General features: G+C 65.6%; 19 protein-coding genes. 4 read left to right on the forward strand and 15 right to left on the reverse strand.

All coding sequences use genetic code 11. From position 1 onward, the window contains the following. Positions 1-37: 37 nt before the first annotated feature. The 3 genes from ACQY4S_RS15860 to ACQY4S_RS15870 form a co-directional block, all read right to left on the reverse strand. On the reverse strand, positions 38-1,936 hold the full coding sequence (locus ACQY4S_RS15860; protein ID WP_428486151.1) for a ribonucleoside-diphosphate reductase subunit alpha: 1,899 nt from the start codon (positions 1,934-1,936) through the stop codon (positions 38-40). A 175-nt stretch (positions 1,937-2,111) separates the two neighbouring features. Beyond that, a complete protein-coding gene (locus ACQY4S_RS15865; protein WP_428486152.1) occupies positions 2,112-2,789 on the reverse strand; it encodes a nitroreductase in 678 nt (225 codons plus the stop codon). Positions 2,790-3,080: 291 nt separating this feature from the next. After that, positions 3,081-4,136 (reverse strand): alpha/beta fold hydrolase, encoded by a 1,056-nt coding sequence (locus tag ACQY4S_RS15870; protein WP_428486153.1) that lies wholly within the window; start codon positions 4,134-4,136, stop codon positions 3,081-3,083. Between the two features lie 291 nt (positions 4,137-4,427). Here ACQY4S_RS15870 and ACQY4S_RS15875 point away from each other — a divergent pair, with 291 nt between their 5' ends. Together ACQY4S_RS15875 and ACQY4S_RS15880 are read left to right on the forward strand one after the other, a co-directional pair. Further along, a complete protein-coding gene (locus ACQY4S_RS15875; protein ID WP_428486154.1) occupies positions 4,428-5,495 on the forward strand; it encodes an LLM class flavin-dependent oxidoreductase in 1,068 nt (355 codons plus the stop codon). A gap of 416 nt (positions 5,496-5,911) precedes the next feature. Next, the gene (locus ACQY4S_RS15880) at positions 5,912-6,613 is read left to right on the forward strand and encodes a M48 family metallopeptidase (RefSeq protein ID WP_428486155.1); all 702 of its coding nucleotides are present in this window, start codon (positions 5,912-5,914) and stop codon (positions 6,611-6,613) included. Positions 6,614-6,651: 38 nt separating this feature from the next. Here the strand turns inward: ACQY4S_RS15880 and ACQY4S_RS15885 are convergent, their stop codons facing one another. The 12 genes from ACQY4S_RS15885 to wrbA all read right to left on the reverse strand — a co-directional run bounded on the left by ACQY4S_RS15885 (position 6,652) and on the right by wrbA (position 18,920). Then, a complete protein-coding gene (locus ACQY4S_RS15885) occupies positions 6,652-7,389 on the reverse strand; it encodes a transporter substrate-binding domain-containing protein (protein ID WP_428486156.1) in 738 nt (245 codons plus the stop codon). A 198-nt stretch (positions 7,390-7,587) separates the two neighbouring features. Next, a complete protein-coding gene (locus ACQY4S_RS15890; RefSeq protein WP_428486157.1) occupies positions 7,588-8,703 on the reverse strand; it encodes an ABC transporter ATP-binding protein in 1,116 nt (371 codons plus the stop codon). Positions 8,704-8,713: 10 nt separating this feature from the next. Continuing rightward, positions 8,714-9,556 (reverse strand): carbohydrate ABC transporter permease, encoded by an 843-nt coding sequence (locus ACQY4S_RS15895; RefSeq protein ID WP_428486158.1) that lies wholly within the window; start codon positions 9,554-9,556, stop codon positions 8,714-8,716. Then, complete coding sequence (locus ACQY4S_RS15900; RefSeq protein WP_428486159.1) at positions 9,553-10,461, reverse strand: carbohydrate ABC transporter permease; 909 nt, start codon at positions 10,459-10,461, stop codon at positions 9,553-9,555. The genes ACQY4S_RS15895 and ACQY4S_RS15900 overlap by 4 nt, the downstream gene beginning before the upstream one ends. A gap of 67 nt (positions 10,462-10,528) precedes the next feature. Continuing rightward, on the reverse strand, positions 10,529-11,809 hold the full coding sequence (locus ACQY4S_RS15905) for an ABC transporter substrate-binding protein (RefSeq protein WP_428486160.1): 1,281 nt from the start codon (positions 11,807-11,809) through the stop codon (positions 10,529-10,531). A 442-nt stretch (positions 11,810-12,251) separates the two neighbouring features. Continuing rightward, positions 12,252-12,779: a UGSC family (seleno)protein gene (locus ACQY4S_RS15910; protein ID WP_428486290.1), complete on the reverse strand. Its 528-nt coding sequence runs from the start codon at positions 12,777-12,779 to the stop codon at positions 12,252-12,254. Positions 12,780-12,789: 10 nt separating this feature from the next. Further along, on the reverse strand, positions 12,790-13,845 hold the full coding sequence (locus ACQY4S_RS15915; RefSeq protein ID WP_428486161.1) for a hypothetical protein: 1,056 nt from the start codon (positions 13,843-13,845) through the stop codon (positions 12,790-12,792). Positions 13,846-14,272: 427 nt separating this feature from the next. Further along, positions 14,273-15,544: an MFS transporter gene (locus tag ACQY4S_RS15920; protein WP_428486162.1), complete on the reverse strand. Its 1,272-nt coding sequence runs from the start codon at positions 15,542-15,544 to the stop codon at positions 14,273-14,275. A gap of 394 nt (positions 15,545-15,938) precedes the next feature. Then, the gene (locus ACQY4S_RS15925) at positions 15,939-17,204 is read right to left on the reverse strand and encodes a CynX/NimT family MFS transporter (RefSeq protein ID WP_428486163.1); all 1,266 of its coding nucleotides are present in this window, start codon (positions 17,202-17,204) and stop codon (positions 15,939-15,941) included. A 140-nt stretch (positions 17,205-17,344) separates the two neighbouring features. After that, on the reverse strand, positions 17,345-17,503 hold the full coding sequence (locus ACQY4S_RS15930) for a DUF1427 family protein (RefSeq protein ID WP_428486164.1): 159 nt from the start codon (positions 17,501-17,503) through the stop codon (positions 17,345-17,347). Between the two features lie 93 nt (positions 17,504-17,596). Further along, positions 17,597-18,328: a glutathione S-transferase C-terminal domain-containing protein gene (locus ACQY4S_RS15935; RefSeq protein ID WP_428486165.1), complete on the reverse strand. Its 732-nt coding sequence runs from the start codon at positions 18,326-18,328 to the stop codon at positions 17,597-17,599. Then, positions 18,321-18,920, reverse strand: coding sequence for an NAD(P)H:quinone oxidoreductase (gene wrbA / locus ACQY4S_RS15940; RefSeq protein WP_428486166.1), 600 nt, complete (start codon positions 18,918-18,920; stop codon positions 18,321-18,323). The genes ACQY4S_RS15935 and wrbA overlap by 8 nt, the downstream gene beginning before the upstream one ends. A 164-nt stretch (positions 18,921-19,084) precedes the next feature. On the opposite strand from wrbA, the gene ACQY4S_RS15945 reads away from it, so the two are divergent. Continuing rightward, a complete protein-coding gene (locus tag ACQY4S_RS15945; protein ID WP_428486167.1) occupies positions 19,085-20,008 on the forward strand; it encodes a LysR family transcriptional regulator in 924 nt (307 codons plus the stop codon). 224 nt (positions 20,009-20,232) lie between these two features. After that, the gene (locus tag ACQY4S_RS15950) at positions 20,233-23,628 is read left to right on the forward strand and encodes a carboxyl transferase domain-containing protein (protein WP_428486168.1); all 3,396 of its coding nucleotides are present in this window, start codon (positions 20,233-20,235) and stop codon (positions 23,626-23,628) included. Positions 23,629-23,635: the final 7 nt, after the last annotated feature.

Raw genomic sequence — 23,635 nt, forward strand, 5'->3', positions numbered from 1 at the left:
CCCGCCAATTATCATGAAAGCCACAGCCAAAGGTCCTTTACTGGCAGGCCAGACACTCCTCGTAATCCGTCGTCGCCGGTGTCATCGCGACCAGCGGCAGGCGCGCCTGCCCGTCATTCGCCGGCAGCGGCAACGCCTCCCCGATCACCGTGAACGCCGCCGGGGCCACCGCCTTCTCGCTGACGTTGTCCGCTCGCGCCAGCGACAGGCTGCGGCAGTAGTACAGCGACTTCACGCCCTTCTTCCAGGCCATGAAATGGATCTGGTGCAGGTCCCGCTTATGCACGTTGGCCGGCAGGAACACGTTGACCGATTGGCTCTGGCAGATGAACGGCGCCCGATCCGCCGCGTGCTCAATGACCCAGCGTTGATCCAGCTCGAACGCCGTCTTGTAGACCGCCTTTTCCTGCTCCGTCAGGAAATCCAGGTGCTGCACGCTGCCTTTGGTCAGGGTGATCGACGACCAGACCTCCTCGTTATCATACCCCCGCTCCGCCAGCAGTTTCTGCAGATGGCGGTTGCGCACGGAGAAACTGCCCGACAGCGTCTTCTGCAGGAACACGTTTGCTGCGATCGGCTCGATCCCTGGCGACGAGTTCCCGGCGATGATCGAGATCGACGCCGTCGGCGCGACTGAAAGCTTGTGCGAGAACCGCTCCATCACCCCATACTCGGCGGCATCCGGACACGCCCCACGCTCCCGTGCCAGCGTCACCGACGCCGCATTCGCCTGCGCGCGGATATGCCGGAAGATCTTCTTGTTCCACACCTTCGCCACGACGCTTTCCCACGGCACGTTCAACGCCTGCAGGAACGAATGGAACCCCATCACGCCAAGACCGACCGAGCGTTCCCGCATCGCTGCATACCGCGCCTTCTCCATGCCGGCCGGCGCGCGATCGATGAAGTCCTGCAGCACGTTGTCGAGGAACCGCATGACGTCCTCGATGAACGTCGGATGGTCTTCCCACTCGGCCCAGTTCTCTAGGTTCAGGCTGCACAGGCAGCACACTGCGGTGCGCTGGTTGCCATGCTGGTCTTCACCCGTCGGCAGCGTGATCTCGCTGCACAAGTTGGAGGTCTTCACCTCCAGCCCCGCCAGCTTGTGATGCTCGGGACGCGCGTTGTTAACGTGGTCGGAGAACACCAGGTACGGCTCGCCGGTCTCGATTCGCGCCGTCAGGATCCGCACCCACAGCGCGCGCGCGGAGATCGAGCGCACCGCCGACTTGTCCTTCGGCGACAGCAGCGCCCACGGCTCATCCGCCTCCACCGCGCGCATGAAGGCATCAGAGATCTGGATGCCATGGTGCAGGTTGAGCGCCTTGCGGTTCGGATCGCCCCCGGTCGGGCGGCGGATCTCGATGAACTCCTCGATTTCCGGATGCCAGATCGGCAGATAGACCGCCGCCGACCCGCGCCGCAGCGATCCCTGGCTGATCGCCAGGGTCAGGCTGTCCATGACACGAATAAATGGAATGACGCCGGAGGTCTTGCCGACCGCGCCCACCTTCTCCCCGATCGAGCGCAGGTTGCCCCAGTACGAGCCGATGCCGCCGCCCTTCGACGCCAGCCACACGTTCTCGTTCCACAGCCCCAGAATGCCGTCCAGACTGTCCGATGCCTCGTTCAGGAAGCAGGAGATCGGCAGGCCGCGATTGGTGCCGCCGTTCGACAGCACGGGGGTGGAAGGCATGAACCACAGCTTGCTCATGTAGTCGTAGATCCGCTGGGCGTGCGCGTGGTTGTCGCCATATTGGGACGCCACCCGTGCGAACAGATCCTGAAACGCCTCCCCCGGCATCAGATATCGGTCGGTCAACGTCGCCCGACCGAAATCGGTCAGCAGCGCATCCCGCGACCGGTCCACCCGAACCTGATAGCGGCCGGGCATCTGGATGGCATCGAGCATGGCGGCTTCCATTACGGCTTCCATTGCGGCTTCCTCTGGCAAGATCATTCGCGGACGGCCCTTCTCTCAGGCGCGTCGGATTCGAGGCAAACAAGATATAGGTCTATTCCGCCGCCCACACTACAATATGAAGCTTCCGTTGCCCGATTACCACGGTCTTCTTTATGTTCCCTTTATGTTCCACATGCAGCGCTAAAGGTCAAGCGAACCCATCAAACCGCATGAACTCACGCGCCGGAGCGCGGGTTGTCGCCAGCATGTTCTCCGGCGCGTCGGGATCGGCATGGCCGAGTGCCATGCCGCAGACGACGGTTTCCATCTCCGTCAGCCCCAGCACGGGGCGTATCGCCCGGTGGTAGTGCGACCAGGCGGCCTGGGCGCAGGTGTCCAGCCCACGGCCGCGCGCGGCGACCATCACGTTTTCCAGGAACATGCCGTAATCCAGCCAGGACCCGGTAGCGAGGCGCCGGTCGATGGTGAAGATCATGCCTACCGGCGCATCGAAGAACTGAAAGTTGCGGCGGTGCTGCGCCTTCATCTTCGCACCCTCGCCCTTGGCAATGCCGAGCAGGCCATACAGGCCCCAGCCGACGGCCCGGCGGCGGGACAGGTAGGGGTCGAAGAATTCGTCTGGATAGTACTGCACCTCCTGCGCGTGGCCCGGTTCCTGCGCGTCGAACACCGCCTGCACCGCATCGACCAGGGCGTCCCTGGCCGCGCCGGCCACGACGTAGCCGCGCCAGGGCTGCATGTTGGTGCCGCTGGGCGCGCGGACGGCGACGTCCAGGATCGCTTCCACGGTCGCCGCCGGAACCGGGGTGGGCAGAAACCGCCGGATGGAGCGGCGGGAGGTGATGGCATCGTCAACCATGGTCATTCGGACGTTCGCTTTCGGGCTGGTGGAATGGAATGATCGCTGGTGATCAGATTTGGGCCAGTCAGGCTTCCGCGCCCTGACCAATCGGCCGGCGGCTTCCGGCCGAACGTCCATGCCCTGGGGAGCACGGAATTGTGGCAAGTAACTGCTGCGCTCAAGGTGCCGAATCCCGTGGTGGCGGGTGTCGGCCCGTCATCCACGCCTTTGCCGAGATCGGCACGGCAAGCCGTGGATGGCGCCCTGCGGCCGCCCCGCTGGTGAAGGTATGGCGCGTCGGAACAACCGACAGGCTTATTGATAAGCAGAACCTGATCGCCCACCCGCTTCCAACGTGTCAATAAACCGCCGCAGCGCCGGCGCCCATTTATCCGCATCCGCGCCCGACGCCAGATGCCCGTGCTCGCTGTCGATCTCCACATACTCCGCGTCCACCCCGGCCGCCCGCAACCCCGCCATCACCCCCGGCGCCAGCGTCGGCGGAAACAGCGCGTCGGTGCGCGACAGCACATAAAGCACAGGCACTCTGATCCGCCCGAAATCCCGCGCGACATCGTAATCTTCCATCGCCCGCCCCAGGATGAACAACGAATTCGCGTCGAACACATCCGCCCACGCCGATGCGATCCGCCGCAGCTCCCGGTCGCGTTCGGCCGGGTCGGCGAACCGCTCCGCCAGGCTGTCCGCCAGCCCATACCGCGTCAGCGTATCCACCCGCAGCGCGGTCAGCGTTTCGTGCACGCCGCCGCCGTCGTAGTAGTCGCCGCCGTTCCAGTTCGGGTCCGGCCCGAACCACTTCATCAGCCCCTCGATCCGGTCGGACGCGGGCGGCAGCGGCGACGTGACCACCGGTGCCACTCCATCCATGAAATCCGGGAATGTCACCGCCCACTGGAATGCCTGGAACCCGCCGTAGGACGGCCCGACGACCGCCCGCAGGTGCGTCACGCCCAGATGTTCCAGCAGCCGCCGCTGCGCCGTGACGATGTCCGGCACGCTGATCCGCGGGAAGCGCGACCCGTACCACCGGCCGCTGCCTGGATCGATCGACGCCGCGTTGGTGGACCCGAAGCTGGACCCCAGCATGTTGGAGCAGACGACGAAATACCGGTCCGTATCGATCGGCGCACCCGGTCCGACCAGCGTGCTCCAGGCGCCTTCGGACGAAGCGACCCCTGGCTCGATCATCCGCGGCCCGCTGGTGTAGCCGTGCGTCACCAGGATCGCGTTGCGGCCATCTGGGGCCAGGGTGCCACGGGTGGCATAGGCTAGCGTCACCTCCGGCAGGCTGTCGCCGCCCTGAAGGTGGAAATCGCTGAAGGTGAAACTGGCGTGGATGACGTCGGACATGCAACAGCCCTCATGCGGTTTGGCAACAGGTTGCCATTGCCGACGCCAGTATGCGAATCACCTCCGGACCTCTGGAAGCTGACGAGATGATCCGACTGATCCACGACGCCGAGCGCGTGGCGGTGATGACCTCGGCCGTGGCCTATCCGGCCGCGGCACGGGCGGCATTGACAAGGCTCCACCCGGCCACTCACCTCAGCAGGCCACGCAGCGAAATCTTGATGGTCCGTTCGCGACGATCACCATCGGCTGTCCACGATTCGCCTGCGCCGGATGGGAGGAAACTGTAGCATGGACTTCGGCATCACCGTCGCCACCGCCGCGGATAGCTGGAAGGTCGTCAAGCGGGCGGAGGACCTGGGCTTCTCCCACGCCTGGTTCTACGACACGCAGATGCTGTGCGCCGACTGCTTCGTCGCCATGGGCGCCGCCGCCGTCCAGACCAGCCACATCCGGCTTGGCACCGGCGTGCTGATCCCGTCCAACCGCATCGCGCCGGTCACCGCCAATGCCTTCGCCTCGTTGAACCAGCTTGCGCCGGGCCGGATCGATTTCGGCGTCGGCACCGGCTTCACCGGCCGGCGCACGATGGGTCTGGGTGCGATGAAGCTCGCCGACATGGAGGAATACATCCGGGTCGTCATGAACCTGCTGAACGACAACGTGGTGGACTTCGAGGTGGAGGGCGGACGGCGAAAGATCACCTTCCTCAATCCCGAGCTGGAGCTGATCAACCTTGCCGATCCGGTCCGTCTGCATGTCTCGGCCTATGGGCCGAAGGCGCGGGCACTGACTGCCAAGCTCGCCGCCGGCTGGCTGAATTTCGTCGGCGACGTTGCGGGCGGCGTGGCGGCCATGCAGGCAATGCGCGACAGCTGGGAGAACGCCGGCCACGCCGCACCCGCGCTGTCCGCCGTGGCCTTCGCAACCGGTTGCGTGCTGCGGCCGGACGAAGCCCTGGATAGCGATCGTGCCATGGCACAGGCGGGCCCGCGTGCCGCCGTGCTGCTCCATCGCGCGGCGGATGAGGCGCTGTCCGACCTGCCCAACACTTCGCCCATACCGGCATCGGTGGCGGAACCGGTGGCGGCCTACGTGGCCATGGCGAAGCACTTCCAGCCTGCGGACGCACGCTACCTCGAAAATCACCGCGGCCATCTGATGGCGGTGAAGGAAACCGAGCGTCCCTTCGTCACCGCCGAGATGATCCGCCAGACCACCTTCACCGGCGATCAGCCGGACCTGGTCCAACGGATCGGCGCCCTGCGCGATGCCGGCTACACCCAGTTCACCATCCAGCTTGTCCCCGGTCAGGAAGCCGCGATCGAGGATTGGGCGAAGGTGAAGGATGCGCTTTAACAGGCTGCTGAAAAAGTCGCTTTTGGTTGTAAACAGCCGGAACGTTACCTTTGTGGCTGACATAAAACGGCTTTATCGAGCATATCCACCTTAATATCGCTTTGATCATAGAGGGTTTTCCTCTGAGTCTGAGCTACCACAACCAGAGGTTCGTTTCAGATAAGTTTTTCAGCAGCCTGTTAAAGCGCGATTGATTTAGGTCGACCCACGAATCGCGCTTTAATTCATTGTTTGATCGCGTGATCCACGCCTTCTGACTGGGTCAGCCTCAGGCGATCACGCTCTAGCTGTTTTTGATCCAAATTGGCTCGCTCGGCTGGTTCGATCACGGCCGCCACGGACTTCCTCCCAGCCTTTATCGAGACCAGCGCTACCAGCCGTTGACGAACGACCCGTGCCTCTGCGCAATGGTACCCATGGACGCCGCGCTGCCCGAATCACTGACCCTGCCATCAGGTGTCGCCCGTATCGAATGGCGCCGCAGCAGCCGGGCGCGGCGCGTGTCGTTGCGGATCGATCCGGCCGGCGGGGCGGTCATCGTGACATTGCCGACCCGCGCGCCGCACAAGGCCGGCATGGCGCTTTTGATGAGCCATGTGGACTGGGTCGCGGACCGGCTGGCCGCGTTGCCGGCCGCCGTCCGGTTCGCCGATGGAGCCAGCGTGCCGATCGGCGGCCTGCCGCATCGGATCAGCCATGTCGTCAACGGCCGCGGCGCCGCCTGGATCGCCGATGGTGCGCTGCATGTGGCCGGCGCGCCGGAATTCCTCAGCCGCCGCATCCGCGACTTCCTCCATCAGGAGGCTCGGCGGCGGCTGACCGAGGTGACGATGGCCAAAGCCAGCCTGGTCGGCGTCAGGCCGCGGCGGGTGACGATGAAGGATACCTCCAGCCGCTGGGGAAGCTGCGCCCCGGACAAGTCGATCGCGCTAAGCTGGCGCCTGGTGATGGCGCCGCCGTTCGTGCAGGACTATGTGGTCGCGCACGAGGTCGCGCATCTGCGCCACATGAACCACGGGCGGCAGTTCTGGGCGCTGGTGGAGGAACTGACGCCGCACAGACACGCCGCGATTTCCTGGCTGAAGACCGAGGGCACCACGCTGCTGCGGATCGGGTGAGCGCATGATCCGACGGAAAAGCCCGATCCGACGGCTGATCACGCCGGAGGGGCCACCGAAAGCCCGTCGACCTTGTACTGTCCGATGAAGCCAGCGACCAGGCCGGAAGCCTTGGCTTCCTCGACGAAATCGTGCAGGAACCGGGCAGCTTCGCTGTTGGCCTTGGCTGTGCCGACTGCCTGCTGCACGGCGGTGAACTTACCTTCCAGCAGTGTCGCCCCCGGAACCTTCCTGACGTCCGACAACAGCCGCGGACGCAGGCCGGCCAGAGCTTCCAGCTTGTCGTTGACGAATTGCTCGAACGCTCCATCCAGGCTGTCGGAGCGGATCAGCGTGGCCTGCCTGATGTTGCGCTCTAGCCAGAGGTCGTACGCGCTGCGCGCGGTGACTGCGATGCGCACGCCGGACTTGTCGACGTCCTGGATACGGCTGATCGGCGAACCGGCGGGTACCAGATACGTCGCCTCGATCTCCGCGTAGGCGGCGGTGAACGCGATCTTTTCGGCGCGGGCCGGTTCGGCACCGATCAGGCCGATATCCCAGACATCCTTGCCAGCCTGATCCGCCAGTTCACCCGGCTTCGGAAACGGCACGTAGGTGACCGGAACGCCCAGACGATCGGCGACCGCGCGCGCCATGCTGGGGGAAACGCCTTCCGGGTCGCCGGACGCGGTGCGGCCGGTGACCAGCAGGAAGTTGGACATGTTGATCGCCGCCCGCAGCACACCGTGCGGCGCGAGTTGGGCAACGACGTGTGATGCGACCTGGGGTGACATGCTGGACGGATCCATTTCCATTAAGGTTTCATGGCCGAATAACGGGTGCGAATCAGGCACGGGCACCCAATCCCGACAATGGATTGGGAAGGGCCGGTGCCCAGGGCGGAACGACCGGCGCTATCGAACGACTTCATGAGCAATATGGCAGAATGATTGCTCACTCCTGGATCGTTTCCTTGGCAGTCACGGCATCGATCATCCGATAATTCGTTGTGTTTCCGGATCAAACAAGCAAATGCGATTGGTGTCAAGCACGAACGAGGCGGGCGCGCCAAGCGGCGGCCGGACATCGGCGGCCACCCGCGCCAGAACCGGCGAACCGCCCAGACGCAGCAGCACAATCGTTTCGGCGCCCGTAGGTTCGATCATTTCCACGTCGGCGCTGAACGCCAGAGTCGCGTCCGACGACGGACCAAAACGACGGCCGGCCTCGGCAATGCATTCCGGCCGGATACCTAGAACGACTTCGGAATCACGGTATGCGGCAGCTCCATCGTGAAGCGGCAGCTTGACGCGCAACTCGTCAGGCCGTCCCATGCCGATAACCGCCAAAGGAGCGTTCCCGTCGGCCGTCAGTCGCGCCGGCAGCATATTCATCGGCGGCGATCCCATGAAACCGGCGACGAACAGGTTTGCCGGGCGCCGATAGACCATGTCGGGATCGGCGAATTGCTGCACCTCACCCTGGTACATGACGGCAATCCGCGTCGCCATTGTCATGGCCTCGATCTGATCGTGGGTGACATAGACCATCGTCGCGCTGACGCGCTGGTGCAGCAGCTTGATCTCCATCCGCATTTCGACACGCAGCTTGGCGTCGAGGTTGGATAGCGGCTCGTCGAACAGGAACAGCAGCGGGTCACGCACCAGGGCCCGCCCCATCGCCACGCGCTGGCGCTGACCGCCTGAAAGCTGCGATGGCCGGCGATCCAGCAAGGTCTCGATCTGCAGTTGCCGAGCCACCCGGGCCGCGGCTTCATCGCGCTGCCGCTTCGCCACGCCGCGGCATTCCATCCCGAACGTGATGTTCTGCCTGACCGTCATCGACGGATACAGCGCATAGGACTGAAACACCATGGCGATGTCCCGATCCTTTGGCGCCACACCGTCCACCACGCGTCCGCCGATCTCGATCGTTCCGGCACTCGGAGATTCAAGCCCGGCGACAATGTTGAGCAAGGTCGACTTGCCGCAGCCCGATGGGCCGACCAGCACGACGAACTCGCCGCTCTCGATGTCTAGATCAACGTTCTTTAGAACGTCCAGCGCACCGAATCGCTTCGACACGCCGCGGATGCTCAGCGCGGCCATTTCAAATGCCTCATTTCACCGCCCCCGCCGTCAGACCGCGCAGGAAATAACGCCCACCCAACAGGTAAACCAGCAGTGTCGGCAATGCCGCGATCAGCACAGCGGCACTTTGCACGCCGTACATCGGCTCGCTGGTCACGGCGGCACTGAGCGAGATCAGCGCGGCGGTCACCGGTTGGTTGGCGCCAGAGGTGAACGTCACGCCAAACAGGAATTCGTTCCAAATGCCGGTGAACTGCCAGATCACCGTTACCACCAGGATCGGCGGCGACAGGGGCAGCACGATGCGCCAGAAGACGCGGAAGAAACCGGCCCCATCGATGCGCGCCGCCTTCATCAGGTCCAGCGGGATGCTGACATAGTAGTTGCGGCAGAACAGTGTGGTAAAGCTCATGCCCTGCACGATATGGATCAGAATCAGGCCGCCGATGCTGTTCATCAGCGCAAGATCGCGCAGCACCACCACCCACGGGATCAGCTTCATCTGCTCGGGCAGGAAGATGCCAAGCGTCACCACCCCGAAGACGACCTGGTCGCCACGGAAGCGCCAGAGCGCGATCGAATAGCCGGCGACCGCGCCGAGCAACGTCGAGATCAGCGTCGCCGGTATCGCCATCGCCAGCGAATTCACCATATACGGCTCAATGCCCCAGCAATGCTCGGCCATGCAGAACCGGTCCCACGCGTCCGGGTAATTCTTGAAGGCGAAGTGCCGCGGCCAGCCGATCATCGAGGTCGCCGCGATCTCCTGGCTGCTGCGCAGCGAGTTCACCACGACGACCGCCAGCGGCACCAGGAACAGCACCGCCAGCACGACAAGAGCCGCGTACACGATCAGACGGTTCCACTTCATGCACGGGCCCGCCGTCGCCGCTGCCACCGGATATACAGGCCGTAGGGCGCCAGGACGACGACCAGCGACAGCAGCATCAGGACCGCGGCAGCCGAACCGCGGCCTAGCTGCCCGCGCTGGAACATGAAATCGTAGACAACCAGCGTCGGCAGCATGGTCGCGATGCCCGGACCGCCGCCGGTCAGTGCGCGCACCAGGTCGAAGGTCTTGATCGCCGCGGCCAGCAGGATCACCAGGACGGTGATGACCGTCGGCCACATCGTCGGCAAGACCACGCGCCAGTAGGTGCGCCATGGGCCGGCACCATCGATCTGCGCGGCCTTGATCAGATCCGCGCTGACTGATCGCAGGCCCGACAGGAACAATGCCATGGCGAACCCGGCACCCTGCCAGGCCGCCGCGATGATCAGCGTATAGATCGCCTTGTCCGGCTGCACCAACCAGTCGAAGTGAAATCCCGGCCAGCCGAACGACTGCACCATCTTCTGGATGCCCAGTCCGGGATTGAGCAGCCAGCTCCAGACCGTGCCGGTCACCACGAAGGAAACCGCCAGCGGATAGAGGAAGATCGTGCGCAGGACATTCTCGCCGCGAACCCGTTGGTCGAGCAGGATCGCCAGCAGAAGCCCGACCACGGCCGTCAGCAGGACCGACCCAAAGCCGAATATGACGAGGTTCACATAGGCGATGTGCAGGTTTTCCGTGCGCATCACGGCCCGGTAGTTGCGCAGGCCAACCCAGGTGTAGTCGGGCAGCAATGTCGAGCGGGTGAATGACACCCAGGTCGTCCAGGCGGTGAACAGCACGACATGCCCGGCGGCGATCGCCAACGGCACCAGGATCGCGAGCTGGGTCAGCACGCCGCCGGCGCGCGCTCGCCAGATCCGTGCCGAGGTAGCGGTCACGGCGCTGGAGCGCTGATTTGTAGAGCAGACTCACGCGTCCGCACGTTCCGCTCTCCCGCGATCTGCTCTATTGGGCGCTTTCAACCGCCGCGGCGAGGCGCTTCTGCCCTTCAGCCGCCGGGATTGCGCTGTTGTGCACGTAGTCGGTCAGCACATCGATCATCGCCGCCGTGATGCCGTTCGGCTGCGCCATGTTGTGCGCCAGGCTCAGGACGACGCGCTTCTGACCGATCGCGTCACGCAGGTTCTGCGCGGCGTTGCGCTGGCCGTCGGTGAAATCGTGGCCGGACAGGTCGACGTCCACGCGGGCGGGAATCGAGCCGGTGATCTTCGAGTACATGGCCTGCGTCGAGGGCTGCATGACGACATCGGCGAACAGTTTCTGACCCGCTTGCAGGTCCGCCGCCTTCTGGCGCCAGAAGATGAAGCAATCGGCGTTGAGATCAAAGCAGGGCGGACCGTTCTCCTGCGGCGCCGAACCGCTGGTGAAGTCGGCTGTCGTCGCGCCGGCCCGCATCAGGTTGCCCTGTGCCCAGCCGCCCATCAGCACCATCCCCATGTCGCCCTTCACGAACGCCGGAATGTTGACCTGCCAGTTTTGCGCCGCGATGTTGGGGTTCATCCAGTTGGCGATCTTGCGCAATTGCTGGAACGCGGCGAGCACCTCCTTGCTGTTCAGCGCGTCGCTGTCGAGTTCCATGATCGCGCGGCGATAGATGTCCGGACTGATGCCGGCGAGCGCGATCTCGAACTTCATGCCGTCGTCCCAACGGATGCCGCCGTTGGCGACCGGCGTCATGCCGGCGGCCTTCATCTTTTCCGCCGCTTCATTGAACTCGGCCCAGGTGGCAGGCGGCTTGCTGAGGCCAGCCCGCTGCATGCCCTTGGCGGACAGGAACAAGGTATTGATCCGATACACCTGCAACGGTACCGCGATCCATTCGCCGGCGGGTTGGCAGCTCTTGGCCAGCTCGGCCGGCACCTTGTCGCCCCAGCCCGCCGCCTTGACCCAGGGCGAGATGTCCACGGTCGGCGCGATCTTCGACCAGGCGGCGATCTCGGGGCCCTTGAGCTGAGAGATGGCGGGGGGATCGCCAGCCAATATCTGCGCCCGCAGCTTGTTCATCATATCGGTGGTGAAGCCCGGCACCGGGTTGTGCTGCCAGATGCCGCCATGCTCCTCGAACACCTTGCCGAGTGCGGAAATCGCCGCGCCGTCGCTGCCGGAGGACCATTGCGAAATGGCCGTCAAGCGGGGCTTGGCCGCGCCCTGCGCGCTAGCGATGGCAGGGACACCCAACGTTGCAGCCGAGGCCGCGAGCAGATGGCGCCTAGAGATCGTTGTCATGAACTGCTTCTCTCCCGTTAAGCGGCCCGTTCGGGCTCCGATTGATCCGGCGTACGTCTTCAGCTTAGACCGTGTCTGCGCTGACTGGAACCGTCCGATCTTTATCCGCCGTCATGGCCGGCCTTGTGCCGGCCATCCGCCCCCAGCTTTCGTGCGCTGATGGCCGGCACAAGGCCAGCCATGACGAAAGGAAGGCTTATGCCCGTTTCCAGTCACCGCGGAAGCGCTCTAGGCACATAACGCCTCTATGGATGTCGCGGCAATGCTGCCGCGACGCATCAGGCTGCCGGCATAAAAGGCTAGCATCGCGCCAGGATCCTTGGCGATCAATGGTACGACGAAAGTGAACGACATGCCGGCGAATTCGGATCCGCCAAAAGTGCTCGCGTCCATGCTATCGGAGCAAGCTCGGCTGCATCAACCCCAGGACACGCCGCTTCACCTATTTCGAAAGCAGCAGCAGGCGACGCACCTCGGCGGTCGCGACAGTCGCCATCTCGCGCAGCGCGTCGTCGCTGGCGCTGCTGATCGGATGCGGAATGACCGCGAACCCGTAAGCCGGAAAGCCAAGAACACGCGCCATCAAATCGGCCGCACTGATGAAGCGGGTGGTCATCACGGCCATCGCGGGAACGCCAAGACGTTCAGCGGTGACGGAGTCATGCAGACTGCACGACGAACAACTGCCTCAGTCGCCAATCCCCGTAACGACCGCCTGCCAGCGCCGGATCTCGTCCACGATGTCAGGATCGGCTGGTGCGCTGTAATTGGACTTCACGCGCCTGACCACATCGGCCACGCCAAATTCCTCGCGCAGCATGCGGTCGAGATGGGCAAAAAAGCCCTGCGTGCCTTCTTTCCCGTTGGAGATGAACCCGATGGTCTTGCCAGCGAGCGACGTCAGCCGGGGCGCCGGCTGACCGACCGGTGGCACGATTTCGTTGGTAGGATCGAGGACCTGCAGAGGCATAACCGGCAGTTCACCGCGCCGGCGGTTCACAGTCAATACAGGCGCCGATCGGCAGGGTGACGGCGCGGCTCTTGAGGCCAAGCCAGGGCGGGATCACGGCGCCAAAGCCACCGGCGGGGCCACCGGCGGCGACAACAAGAAGATCATCGGGCGTGGGCAGTGCCGTATATTCGCTATCGCCGCGCTCGCGCACGACCGCGCCCTTGCCCACCTCGGCCCATTCGCCGCGATGGATACGAGCGCGCTGGTGGATGTAGGCGGCAATATCGGTCTTGCTCCAGTTGGCGGCTTGAAGATGGTCACGCAATTGCTTGGGAATGATCAGGGTATAGTTGCCACCCCAAATCGAATAGTGGCGCATGTTGGCACGCATTTCCGCGGCGAAGGTTTCCAGGATGTCCTCCGGCCGCGTCGTCCACTCGTTCATGATCTGCCGTGGCGCGCCGGCGGCCATGACAGTGACGGCGGACACCTCCGGCGGCAGTCCACGCTGGACGTGCAGCGGCAGCCACGTCGAGTCCTCCTCGTCCTCGGCCACGCAGTAGCTGAACTTGCCGGGGTGGCCGACCGTGGAGCGATCAATGCCACCGGGCCGAACCTGAAGGATGTTGATCAACGCGAGGCGGATCGCGCGTCCGATCACCGCAGTGGCGCGGTCGCTGTTGCCCAGGGCGTTGAACGAACCGGCGGCACCGAGTTCGCGGCGCATCGGACCGTTCAGCACGATGAACACGGCGCAGCCGCCGGTGGAGGACGTGGCGCCATGCAGCAGGAACTCCGGCCGGAGCATCGCGGTGAAGGCGGTGAGGACGCAGGGGAAATGCATCGGCAGGCAGCCCGCCATGACGGCGTTGATGGCGAGTTTTTCCGCGGTGATCGGCACGCCGCGCACCGGCTCGACGCCAAGCAGTTGGTCGGGCGGCGTCATCACCCATTCCAGGCAAGCCTGGACCGCATCGCGCGTCGGCGGGACGATCGGCAGGCCGTCGGTCCAGCCGTTGCTGTGATAGAGTTCCTGCGCTGCCCACAGGTCTGCGACATCATAGGTCTTGGAGGTAATGTGCATCGAATGCGGTCCGGATGAGGTTGAGGGCTGATCGCGCATGGTATGACATCTGCTGACGACAAGGCATGCCCAATGACCATCGACCCACTCACCGATCTTACAGTGCTGGCGTGTCCGGCCAGCGTCACGATCCGCTATTACGGCCGACTGTTTGCGTCTCAGGCTGCCCACGTGTTGCAGGCGGCGGCGCCTGACGCGGCGGCGGTTGGCCACGGCGGCGCAGCAAGCGCAACCTTCGCCGCTGGCGGGATCACGGCAAAGTGCGCGCCCCCGGATGCGGCGGCAGCCGATGTCGATCTTCTCCTTTTTGCCGGCGCGGCGGATCGCGGCGATAGACGGGCTCGGGCGCCGGTTCACCACCTATCCCGGCGGCATCTACCGGGCTGCCGATGGATAAGTCGGCGTGCGGCACTGACGCCGACCCTGCTCAAACGGCAAGCCGGGCGTCGATGGCGCGCCGCCGTTTCGGCTGTCGCAACACCAGGAAGCCAAGCAAAACCAGGTTGATGACGTTGAACACGACGCCGGAGCCGAAGGCTGGTGCGTAGAAGCCGAAGTGGTCGTACAGCCGCCCCGCCAACCAACTGCCGAACGCCATGCCGCTCATTGAGGTGAAAAGCACGAGGGGGATGCGCCACGATGCCTCGGCCGATGGAAACAGGTCGCGGATCGACACGACGTAGGCCGGGATGATGCCGGAGAAGCCAAACCCGTAGCCAGCGGCGACGACGAATAGTCCGGCCTCGTTCTGGGTGAAAACGAAGGCACCGATCGCCGCGGCTTGAAAGGCCGACCCTGCGAGCACCGTCTTAAGGCCGCCGTGGCGGTCGGCGAAGACGCCCCAGAACTGCCGTGAGATGAACGCGCACGCCAGCAAGACGGACAGCATCATGGCGCCCGTCGCCGCGCCGAGGCCGATGTCGCCGCAGAACGCCACCAGATGCGCCTGCGGGATCGCCATCGGCACGCAACAGCAGAAGCCGGCGGTGCAAAGGATCGCCTGCACCGTGTTCGGCCGCAGTCCCAGCACCCGCGTGCCCGCGGCACGTTTGTCTCCGGTGCCTCCCGCCACAGCGCCAACCGCGCCTGGCGCGGGGCGCAGGGACAGGGCAGCGAGCGGCACCACGCCTAGCAACACAACACCCGCGAAGCCCAGGTACGTGACGCGCCAGCCGGGACCCGCCATCAACCGCTCGAACACCGCGGGCCAAACGACACCTGCGATGTACTGGCCGGACGAGATCAGCGCGATGGCAGTGCCGCGCCGGCGATCGAACCACCGGCTGACGTAGATGAGGAGCGGCGGGTAGATCGCTCCCATTCCCAGGAACCCGATCAGCGCGCCCTGTCCGATATACAGCGCCCAGATGTTGCCGCTCGATGACAGGGCAAGACCGAGCGTGATCATCACCGCGCCCATCAACACGCTGTTCCGCACCCCGATCCGGTCGGCTAGCCAACCCATGACGATACCGCCCAAGCCCGTCCCGACCCACGTCAGCCCTCCGGCAAGCGCCATGGTCGAGCGCGACACCCCGAGATCGATCTCCATCACGCGAAGCCCGACCACGATCAGCAGCGTCGAGCCATAGGCCACGGACAGGATCGCAAGGCTCACACCGGCCGCGACCCATGAGGCGCGGCTCTCGATTGATTGCACCGGAACGCTCGACGGCGTCGGGCCGAAATCGTCAGGCATTGGACGACACCCGCCCAGTCGGCACCGGGCCAATCGGCGTCAACCCGTGAACGCGGGCGACAGGGTATGGCATGACGTATCTCCCAGTTTTTCTTTCGTTTAGCATGGTATGAACCGGATGGCGCGGACGAGTCGCTGCTCGAGCAGTCGGCTGCCCACGCAGCGCGGATCTCCCTCGCGAACCGGGCTGCCGCCCGAGAGGCGATGTCGCATTCCAGGCGCAGTCGCTTGTTCCCGCGCCGAAGACGGACCAACGCGTCGCGCTCGGCTGTGGCCAGAATGGCATCACCGCCTGCTGGCTTCGTCTCGCGGCGGTCAGCCGGTCGATCGGCTTCGGCCATCCAGTTCCGGATGGCGTGGCGGAAAGGCTCAAACCCGAGCGAGGTCGGCAGGGTCACGGCCGGCGCGGACCAGATCGATCATCTGTTGCCGGAACTTCAGCGCGCAGGTCGCGGGACCGCGGCGCTTCCGCCGGCCGCAGCCGCAGCGTGGCACCCAGCAGCGTCACTGCCAACGCCGCCAGCGCGAAGGGCAGGAAAGCCATGGCCGCCATGCCGCTGAGGTCCCACAGCCGTCCCGCCAGCAGCGCCGCCCCTAGCGCCAGCCCATAACTGACGGTGAACATGGCGGCGGCGAGGCGCGGCACATCCGCCGCCGCGCCCAGCAGTGAGGGGAGAGCCAGGCCCAAGGTCAGCAGCATCCCCCCGGCGAACCCCGCCAGGCCGGCCCATGCCACCGCGGCGGGACCGGGCATCGCCACACAGCCGAGTACCCCGGTCAGGAGCAGCGCACCCGCGCTCGCATAAGCCGCCGGCCGCCGCACCAGCCGCCCGGCCAGGACCAGCATCAGTAGCGAGGCCGGGATCTGCGCCAGGTTCAGCGCGGTCAGCGCCGGGCGCGCCAGATCCGGCGCGCCGGCAGCGGTCAACCAGCCCGGCAGGAAGCCGTTCAGTCCAAAATAGGTGGCGTTCACGCCGCCCAGCATCAGGCCAAGGCGCCAGACCCGCGGGTCCCGCCAGTCCGGCCACCAGCGTGGTGTCGCCGCGTCCGCCGCGGCTTTCGACCGGCGGCCCAGCGCACCCACCAGCAGCGCCGTTGCCAGTACCGGCAGCGCCCAGACCGCCAGCGAGGCGCGCCAGCCGCCGCCAACCAGGGGCAGCACCGGTTGCGGCACCCAGGCGATGGGAATCAGCTCCCCCATCAGCAGGCCGTTGGTGTAGACGGCGGTGGCGAAGCCGATGCGCGCCGGCGCCCATTCCCGCACCAACGGTGGCATCGCCGGCTGCATCACGGCGATACCGAGGCACATTAGAACTGTCGTCGCGTCCAACCCCAGGGCACTGCCCGCGAAGCCCCGCGCCGCCGCGCCGATCGCGTTCAGCAGCAGCCCCGCCACCAATGCCGATACCGCGCCGAAGCGGCTGATCAGCAGCGCGCCGGGCACCGCCGCCAGAGCGAAGAGCAGCGACGGCAGACCAGTCAACAGACCAATGTCGGTAGCGCTGAGGCCAAGCTCGGCGGTGATGCGCGGCAGCACCGGGGGCACCGCCAGGATGGTCACCCGCAACGCCGCGCCTGAGAGCCAGAGCAACACCAGGGCCAGCGCGAACCCGCGCAGCGCCGTGGCCGGTCCCGGCGGTCGGCTTAGCTCGGCTGCCACCCAACACCTCCTCTCTCATAGCGAATTGCAGTCGGCCGAACAGCTTGACCGCGATCTCCGCAACATGAACGAACGTCCGGATTTGTTGCTCAGTCGTCCGCGACATCAGGCTTCACTATCGTTGCATCCTCGGGTCACCATCAATGATGCCGCAGAAGAAGCAGGACGCTCTGTTCGCCGATCACCATGCCCAGGAGCCCGACAAGGGCGACGAGCGGCGGCGCCGGCGAGTGTACGCGGAGCAGACCGTACAAACCGCCGACCAGGAGGCCGACCACAAGCGAGATCAGAAAGTTCAAGCCGCCGCTCCTGGGCCCTGTGGGACCATGAATGTTCATGCCGCGTTCACCTCGGCGAGCGGCCTGGGCGCCGCTTAACCCCTCCACCACACCTCATTCCGGCGGCACCCGCATTCCCTTCACGACAGCCGGGCGCGAGCCGACCGTTGCAAGCCAGCGGTGGAGGGCCGGCTTGTCCTGCAGGCTTTTGGCCAACGGTTCCTTAAGCGCGGTGGTCGCCGCCACGAGCCACGGGTAGCAAGCGATGTCGGCGATCGAGTAGTCGTCTCCAGCAAGGTAAGGCGCATCGGATAGCCGCCGCTCCACCACCCCCAGCAGACGGTCGGCTTCCTGCGTGAAGCGATCGATCGCCAGCGCCGCCTTGTCTTCCGCGCGGACGGCAAAAAAGCCGAGCTGGCCTAGCATCGGTCCCAGGCCTCCGATCGACCAATGCAGCCATTCGAGCGCTTTGAAACGAGCCGGCCTAGACGGCGCCAGAAGCCTTCCGGACGTCTCGGCGAGGTAGATCAGGATCGCGCCGGACTCGAAGATCGCGAATGCACCGCCATCGGCGGTCGTATCGACGATATGATCATCAATGATGGCAGGGATCTTGTTGTTCGGAGCAATCCTCAGAAAGTCGCTCGCGAACTGCTCATTCTTGCTGATGTCAATCGGATGCACCGCGTAAGCTACTCCGATCTCCTCAAGCATGATGGGGATCTTGCGGCCGTTTGGTGTGCGCCAGGTGTAGAGATGGATCATCTGTACTCGCTCACTTTTCGCTGCTCCGAAGGCGCATGGACCGGCGGTTTCTATCTCGCGAAGATTCTGGTGCTCAGCCAAAAATCTTCCCCGCCGTTCGGGCGACAAGCTCACCCTGATGACGCGCGCCGGCGAGTTCGATTTCGCTTGGCTGACGCGATCCATCGCCACCGGCGATGGTCGTCGCGCCGTAAGGCGAGCCGCCGACGACCTCATCAAGCGTCATCATCGCCTGATGGCTATAGGGCAGCCCGACGATCACCATCCCGAGGTGCATCAGGTTGGTGATGATGGAAAAAAGCGTCGTCTCCTGCCCACCGTGCTGGGTCGCGGTCGACGCGAAGGCGGCGCCCACCTTGCCGTTCAGCGCGCCCCTCGCCCACAGGCCGCCGGTCTGGTCGAGGAACGCCGCCATCTGCGAGGACACCCGGCCATATCGGGTGCCCGTGCCCACAATGATGGCGTCATAGCTCTCCAGTTCTGCGACCGTCGCGACAGGGGCCGCCTGGTCCAGCTTGAAATTTCCAGCACGTGCGACGTCCTGAGGCGCCGTCTCGGGCACACGTTTGACGTCGACCACTGCGTCTCCGGCACGAGCGCCTTCCGCCATGGCGTAAGCCATGGTCTCAATGTGGCCATACGTTGAGTAATAGAGAACCAGAACTCTCGGCATATCGTCCCTGCTCCTGTCGATACCCTACCGGCGTGTCATGGAGGCGGCCGCGACCCCATTCGACTTCCAGGGATGGCTAGCCAAGCTCCTGGCCAGACATTAGGAGGCTCAATCGGCTGAAGAAAACTGGCAAATCATCGGCATCTAGGTTCGAATAAATCGACATGTCCTCTGACCCCGGCAGTCCCACCTTCGATCAGCTTCGCGTGCTCATCGCGGTGGTCGAGACCGGCAGTTTCGCAGCGGCGGCGCGCAGACTGAATCGCGCGACCTCGGTCGTCAGCTACACCATGGCCAACCTGGAGGCTCAACTAGGCCTGATCCTGTTCGATCGCGAGACAACGCGTAAACCGCAACTGACCACGGCCGGGCGCATCGTGCTGGATGAAGCACGCATCCTGTCTGGCGGGATCAGCAGCCTTCGCGCCAAGGTGAAGGGAATGCTGCAAGGCCTGGAGGGCGAACTGCATGTCGTCCTGGACTCCTTGCTGCCCGGTGAGCGCGTGGTCGACGCGCTGACCGCCTTCCGCGCCGAGTTCCCGACCGTCAGGCTCCACCTTCACGTCGAGACACTAGGGGCGGTCGCCAACCTTGTGCTGAACAAAGTCGCCTCGATCGGCGTCAGTGGCCGGTTCGCAACTGACAGTGACGCACTGGAGCGCGTCAACGTTGGCAGCTTTCGCATGGTACCGATTGCGGCTCCAGCGCATCCGCTGGCTTCACCCCCGCCAGGCGGATTTTCACCGGGAGCCGCCCGCCAACACACTCAGCTTGTCGTCTACGACCGATCCCCGCTGACCGCGGGGCGCGATTTCAGTGTCATCGGCAACCGGACATGGCGGCTGGCTGACCTCGCCTCCAAGCACATGCTGCTGAAGGCCGGGCTCGGCTGGGGCGCGATGCCTTGGTGGATGGTCGCCGACGACGTTCAGGCAGGTCGTCTGGTCCAGCTCGACATGCCCGACCTGGTGGCGTTCGACTATCTGGTGGACGTGATCTATCGCATCGACACGCCTCCGGGACCGGCGGCGGCATGGCTGATGCAGCGCTTCGGTCGACAGGTCGCTGAGGGGCGTCAGACTCCATAGAGCGCGGGGTTCATCGTCGCGCGCGGCGTACCGGCTGGGCAGCGCGGCGCCGCCGGTCACTCGGCTGGCGCCGACCTTGGGAGAGTACGATCAGCAGGTTCTGGCCGAACAGGCGGGCCTCCGCCTTGCGACTTGGCGCGGTTGGAACAACAGGGCGTAATCGGCACGCGCGCGGCCCCACGCCTTGAATAGGGCACGCGCCGAACAGGACAGGAAGACATCGGATGCGCATCGCCAAGCTGCTGATCGCCAACCGCGGCGAGATCGCCATCAGGATCGCGCACACCGCCGCCGAGATGGGCATCGCCACCGTCGCACTGTTTTCTCAGGACGATCGGCGCTCGCTGCATACGCGCGCGGCGGATGAGGCGATGGCGCTGCAAGGCAGCGGCCCCGCCGCCTATCTCGACGGCGCGGGGATCGTCGCCCGCGCCCATGAGGCACAGTGCGACGCGGTGCATCCTGGCTACGGCTTCCTGAGCGAGAACGCCGGCTTCGCGCGTTTGTGCGAGACGGCGGGGCTGGTGTTCGTCGGGCCGCGCCCGGAGACGCTCGACCTGTTCGGCAACAAGGCCGCGGCACGGCGCTTCGCCGAGAGATGCGACGTGCCGGTGATCGAGGGCACCGCCGGCCCCACCACGCTGGAGCAGGCACGTGCATTCTTGGACACCCTCGGCCCCGGCGGCGCTATGATGGTAAAGGCACTCGCCGGCGGCGGCGGACGCGGAATGCGTCCCGTCACCGACGCGGCGCAGCTTGCGACCACGTTCGAACGCTGCCGCGCCGAGTCCCTGCACGCGTTCGGCAACGGCGACCTGTATGTTGAACGGCTGTTTCCCCATGCCCGCCATATCGAGGCGCAGATCGCCGGCGACGGCGCCGGCGCGGTCGTGCATCTATGGGAGCGCGAGTGCAGCATCCAGCGTGAACGCCAGAAGATCATCGAGATCGCCCCCGCGCCGAACCTGCACCCGGACGTGCGCAAGCGCCTGCTGCACGCGGCGACCACGCTCGCCGCCGCCGCCGACTACCAGGGCCTTGGCACGATCGAGTTCCTGGTCGACGCCACCCACGCCGGTGCCGATGCGCCGTTCGCGTTCATCGAGGCGAACGCGCGCCTGCAGGTCGAGCACACGGTAACCGAGGAAATCACCGGACTCGACCTCGTGCGGCTTCAGTTGGAGATCGCGCAGGGCGCCCGCCTCGCCGACCTCGGGCTGCGCCAGGCGGATGTTCCGGCGCCGCGCGGCATGGCGCTGCAGGCACGGGTGAACCTGGAGAGCATGGCACCGGATGGCGGCGTGCGGCCGGCGGGCGGGGTTCTGGCCGCCTATGAGCCGCCGTCGGGTCATGGCGTGCGCGTGGACGGCTATGGTTACGCGGGCTACCGCACCAACCCGCGGTTCGACTCACTGCTCGCCAAGGTGATCGTGCACGCCGCATCGGGACGCCTGGAAGACGCTTCAGCAAAGGCATGCCGAGCGCTGGCGGAGTTCCGGGTTGCGGGCGTGCCGACGAATATTCCGCTGCTTCAGGCGATCCTGCGCGATCGGGATTTCCTGGCCGGGGCCGCGCATACCCGCTTCGTCGAGGCGCATGCCGCCAGCCTGCTTTCGGACGATGGTGCGGCGGAGCGCCGCTGGTTCGAACCCGCGGGCGCCAGCGTCTCGGCCACGAGGCACGCCGGAGCCAGGGTGGATCCGCTCGATCCGCTGGCGGTGGTGCGTTACGGCAGGCAAGCCGACACGACGGGCGACCCTGATGAGGATGATCCGCCGCCCGATATCGCCGGGCCGGAAGGCACGGTCGCTCTGCGGGCACCGATGCAGGGCACCATCGTGTCGCTCGCTGTCTCCATCGGCGACGAAGTACGGCCGGGGCAGGAAGTGCTGGTGATGGAGGCGATGAAGATGCAGCACGGTGTCGCCGCGGAAACCGGCGGCGTCATCCGCGCCCTGCATGTCGCGCGCGGCGACACCGTGTTCGAGGGCGGCGCGCTGCTGTTCATCGAGCCCACCGAGGTCGCCGGCGGCAGCGAACCCTCGGCTACGGCGGTCGATCCGGATCATGTCCGCCCAGACCTGGCAGCGGTGCTTGAGCGTGCCCGCCGTACCACCGATGAAGCGCGGCCGAAGGCCGTGCAACGCCGCCGCGCCACCGGCCAGCGCACCGCGCGCGAGAACATCGCCGATCTTGTGGATCCAGACTCCTTCGTTGAGTACGGACGGATGGTCGTCGCCGCGCGCCGGTCGATCCGGACGATGGAGCAGTTGATCGAGGAATCGCCGGCCGACGGGCTGATCATGGGTCTGGCCACCATCAACGGCGACCGCTTCCCGGAGGAAAAAAGCCGCGCGATCGTCGTTTCATACGACTACACCGTTTACGCCGGCACGCAGGGCCGCATGGGGCACGTCAAGCAGGACCGCATGTTCGAGTTGGCGGAAAGGCTCCGCCTGCCGATCGTGCTGTTCGCCGAGGGCGGCGGCGGACGCGGCAGCGACACCGATGCCAGCGCCGCAGTCGAGGTCGAGGCGTTCAACAAGTTTCCCGTCCTGTCCGGGCTGGTGCCGCTGATCGGCATCGCGTCGCGCCGCTGCTTCGCGGGCAACGCCGTGCTGCTTGGCTGCTGCGACGTCATCATCGCCACCGAGGACTGCACCATTGGCATGGCCGGTCCAGCCATGATCGAGGGCGGCGGCCTGGGCGTGTTCAAGCCCGAGGAAGTCGGCCCGATGCGTGTGCAGGTGCCGAACGGTGTGGTGGACATCGTGGCGCGTGACGAGATCGAGGCCGTCGCCGTCGCGAAGCAATACATGTCCTATTTCCAGGGCCGGCTGCCGGACTGGTCCGCCGCCGACCAGCGCAAGCTGCGGCACATCGTGCCGGAGGACCGGCTGCGCGGCTACGACATGCGTGCCCTGATCGAGATCCTGGCCGATGCAGGTTCCGTGCTGGAAATCCGCGGCGGCTTCGGCCTGGGCATGATCACCGCCCTGATCCGCGTCGAGGGCCGCCCGCTCGCCGTAATCGCCAACAATCCCCGCCACCTCGGCGGCGCGATCGATGCCAACGCGGCGGACAAGGCGGCGCGGTTCATGCAGCTATGCGACGCGCACGACATCCCGTTGCTGTCGCTGAACGACAACCCCGGCAACATGGTCGGGCCGGAAGCCGAAAAGACCGCGCTGGTGCGGCATTGCTGCCGCAGCTACCTGATCGGCGCCAACCTGACCGTGCCGGTGTTTATGGTCTGCATCAGGAAATCCTATGGGCTTGGCAAGCTGGCGATGATCGGCGGCGGGATGCGCGTCGGCGTGTTCTCGATCGCCTGGCCCACCGGCGAGTTCGGCGGCATGGGCCTTGAAGGACAGGTCAAGCTCGGCCGCCGCAAGGAGCTTGAGGCGATCCAGGATCCAGGCGAGCGCCGCGCCGCCTATGAGCGGATGGTTGCCGAACTGTATGAACGCGGCCGGGCGATCAACCAGGCAACGGGGTTCGGCGTGGACGACGTGATCGATCCCGCCGAGACACGCAAGTGGATTGCTGCCGGGCTGCGCTCGGTGCCCCCGACACCGCCGCGCACCGGCAAGAAGCGGCCCTGCGTCGACGGGTGGTGACCGACAG

This window comes from Rhodopila sp., assembly GCF_965276935.1.
In the GTDB taxonomy this organism is placed as follows: domain Bacteria; phylum Pseudomonadota; class Alphaproteobacteria; order Acetobacterales; family Acetobacteraceae; genus Rhodopila.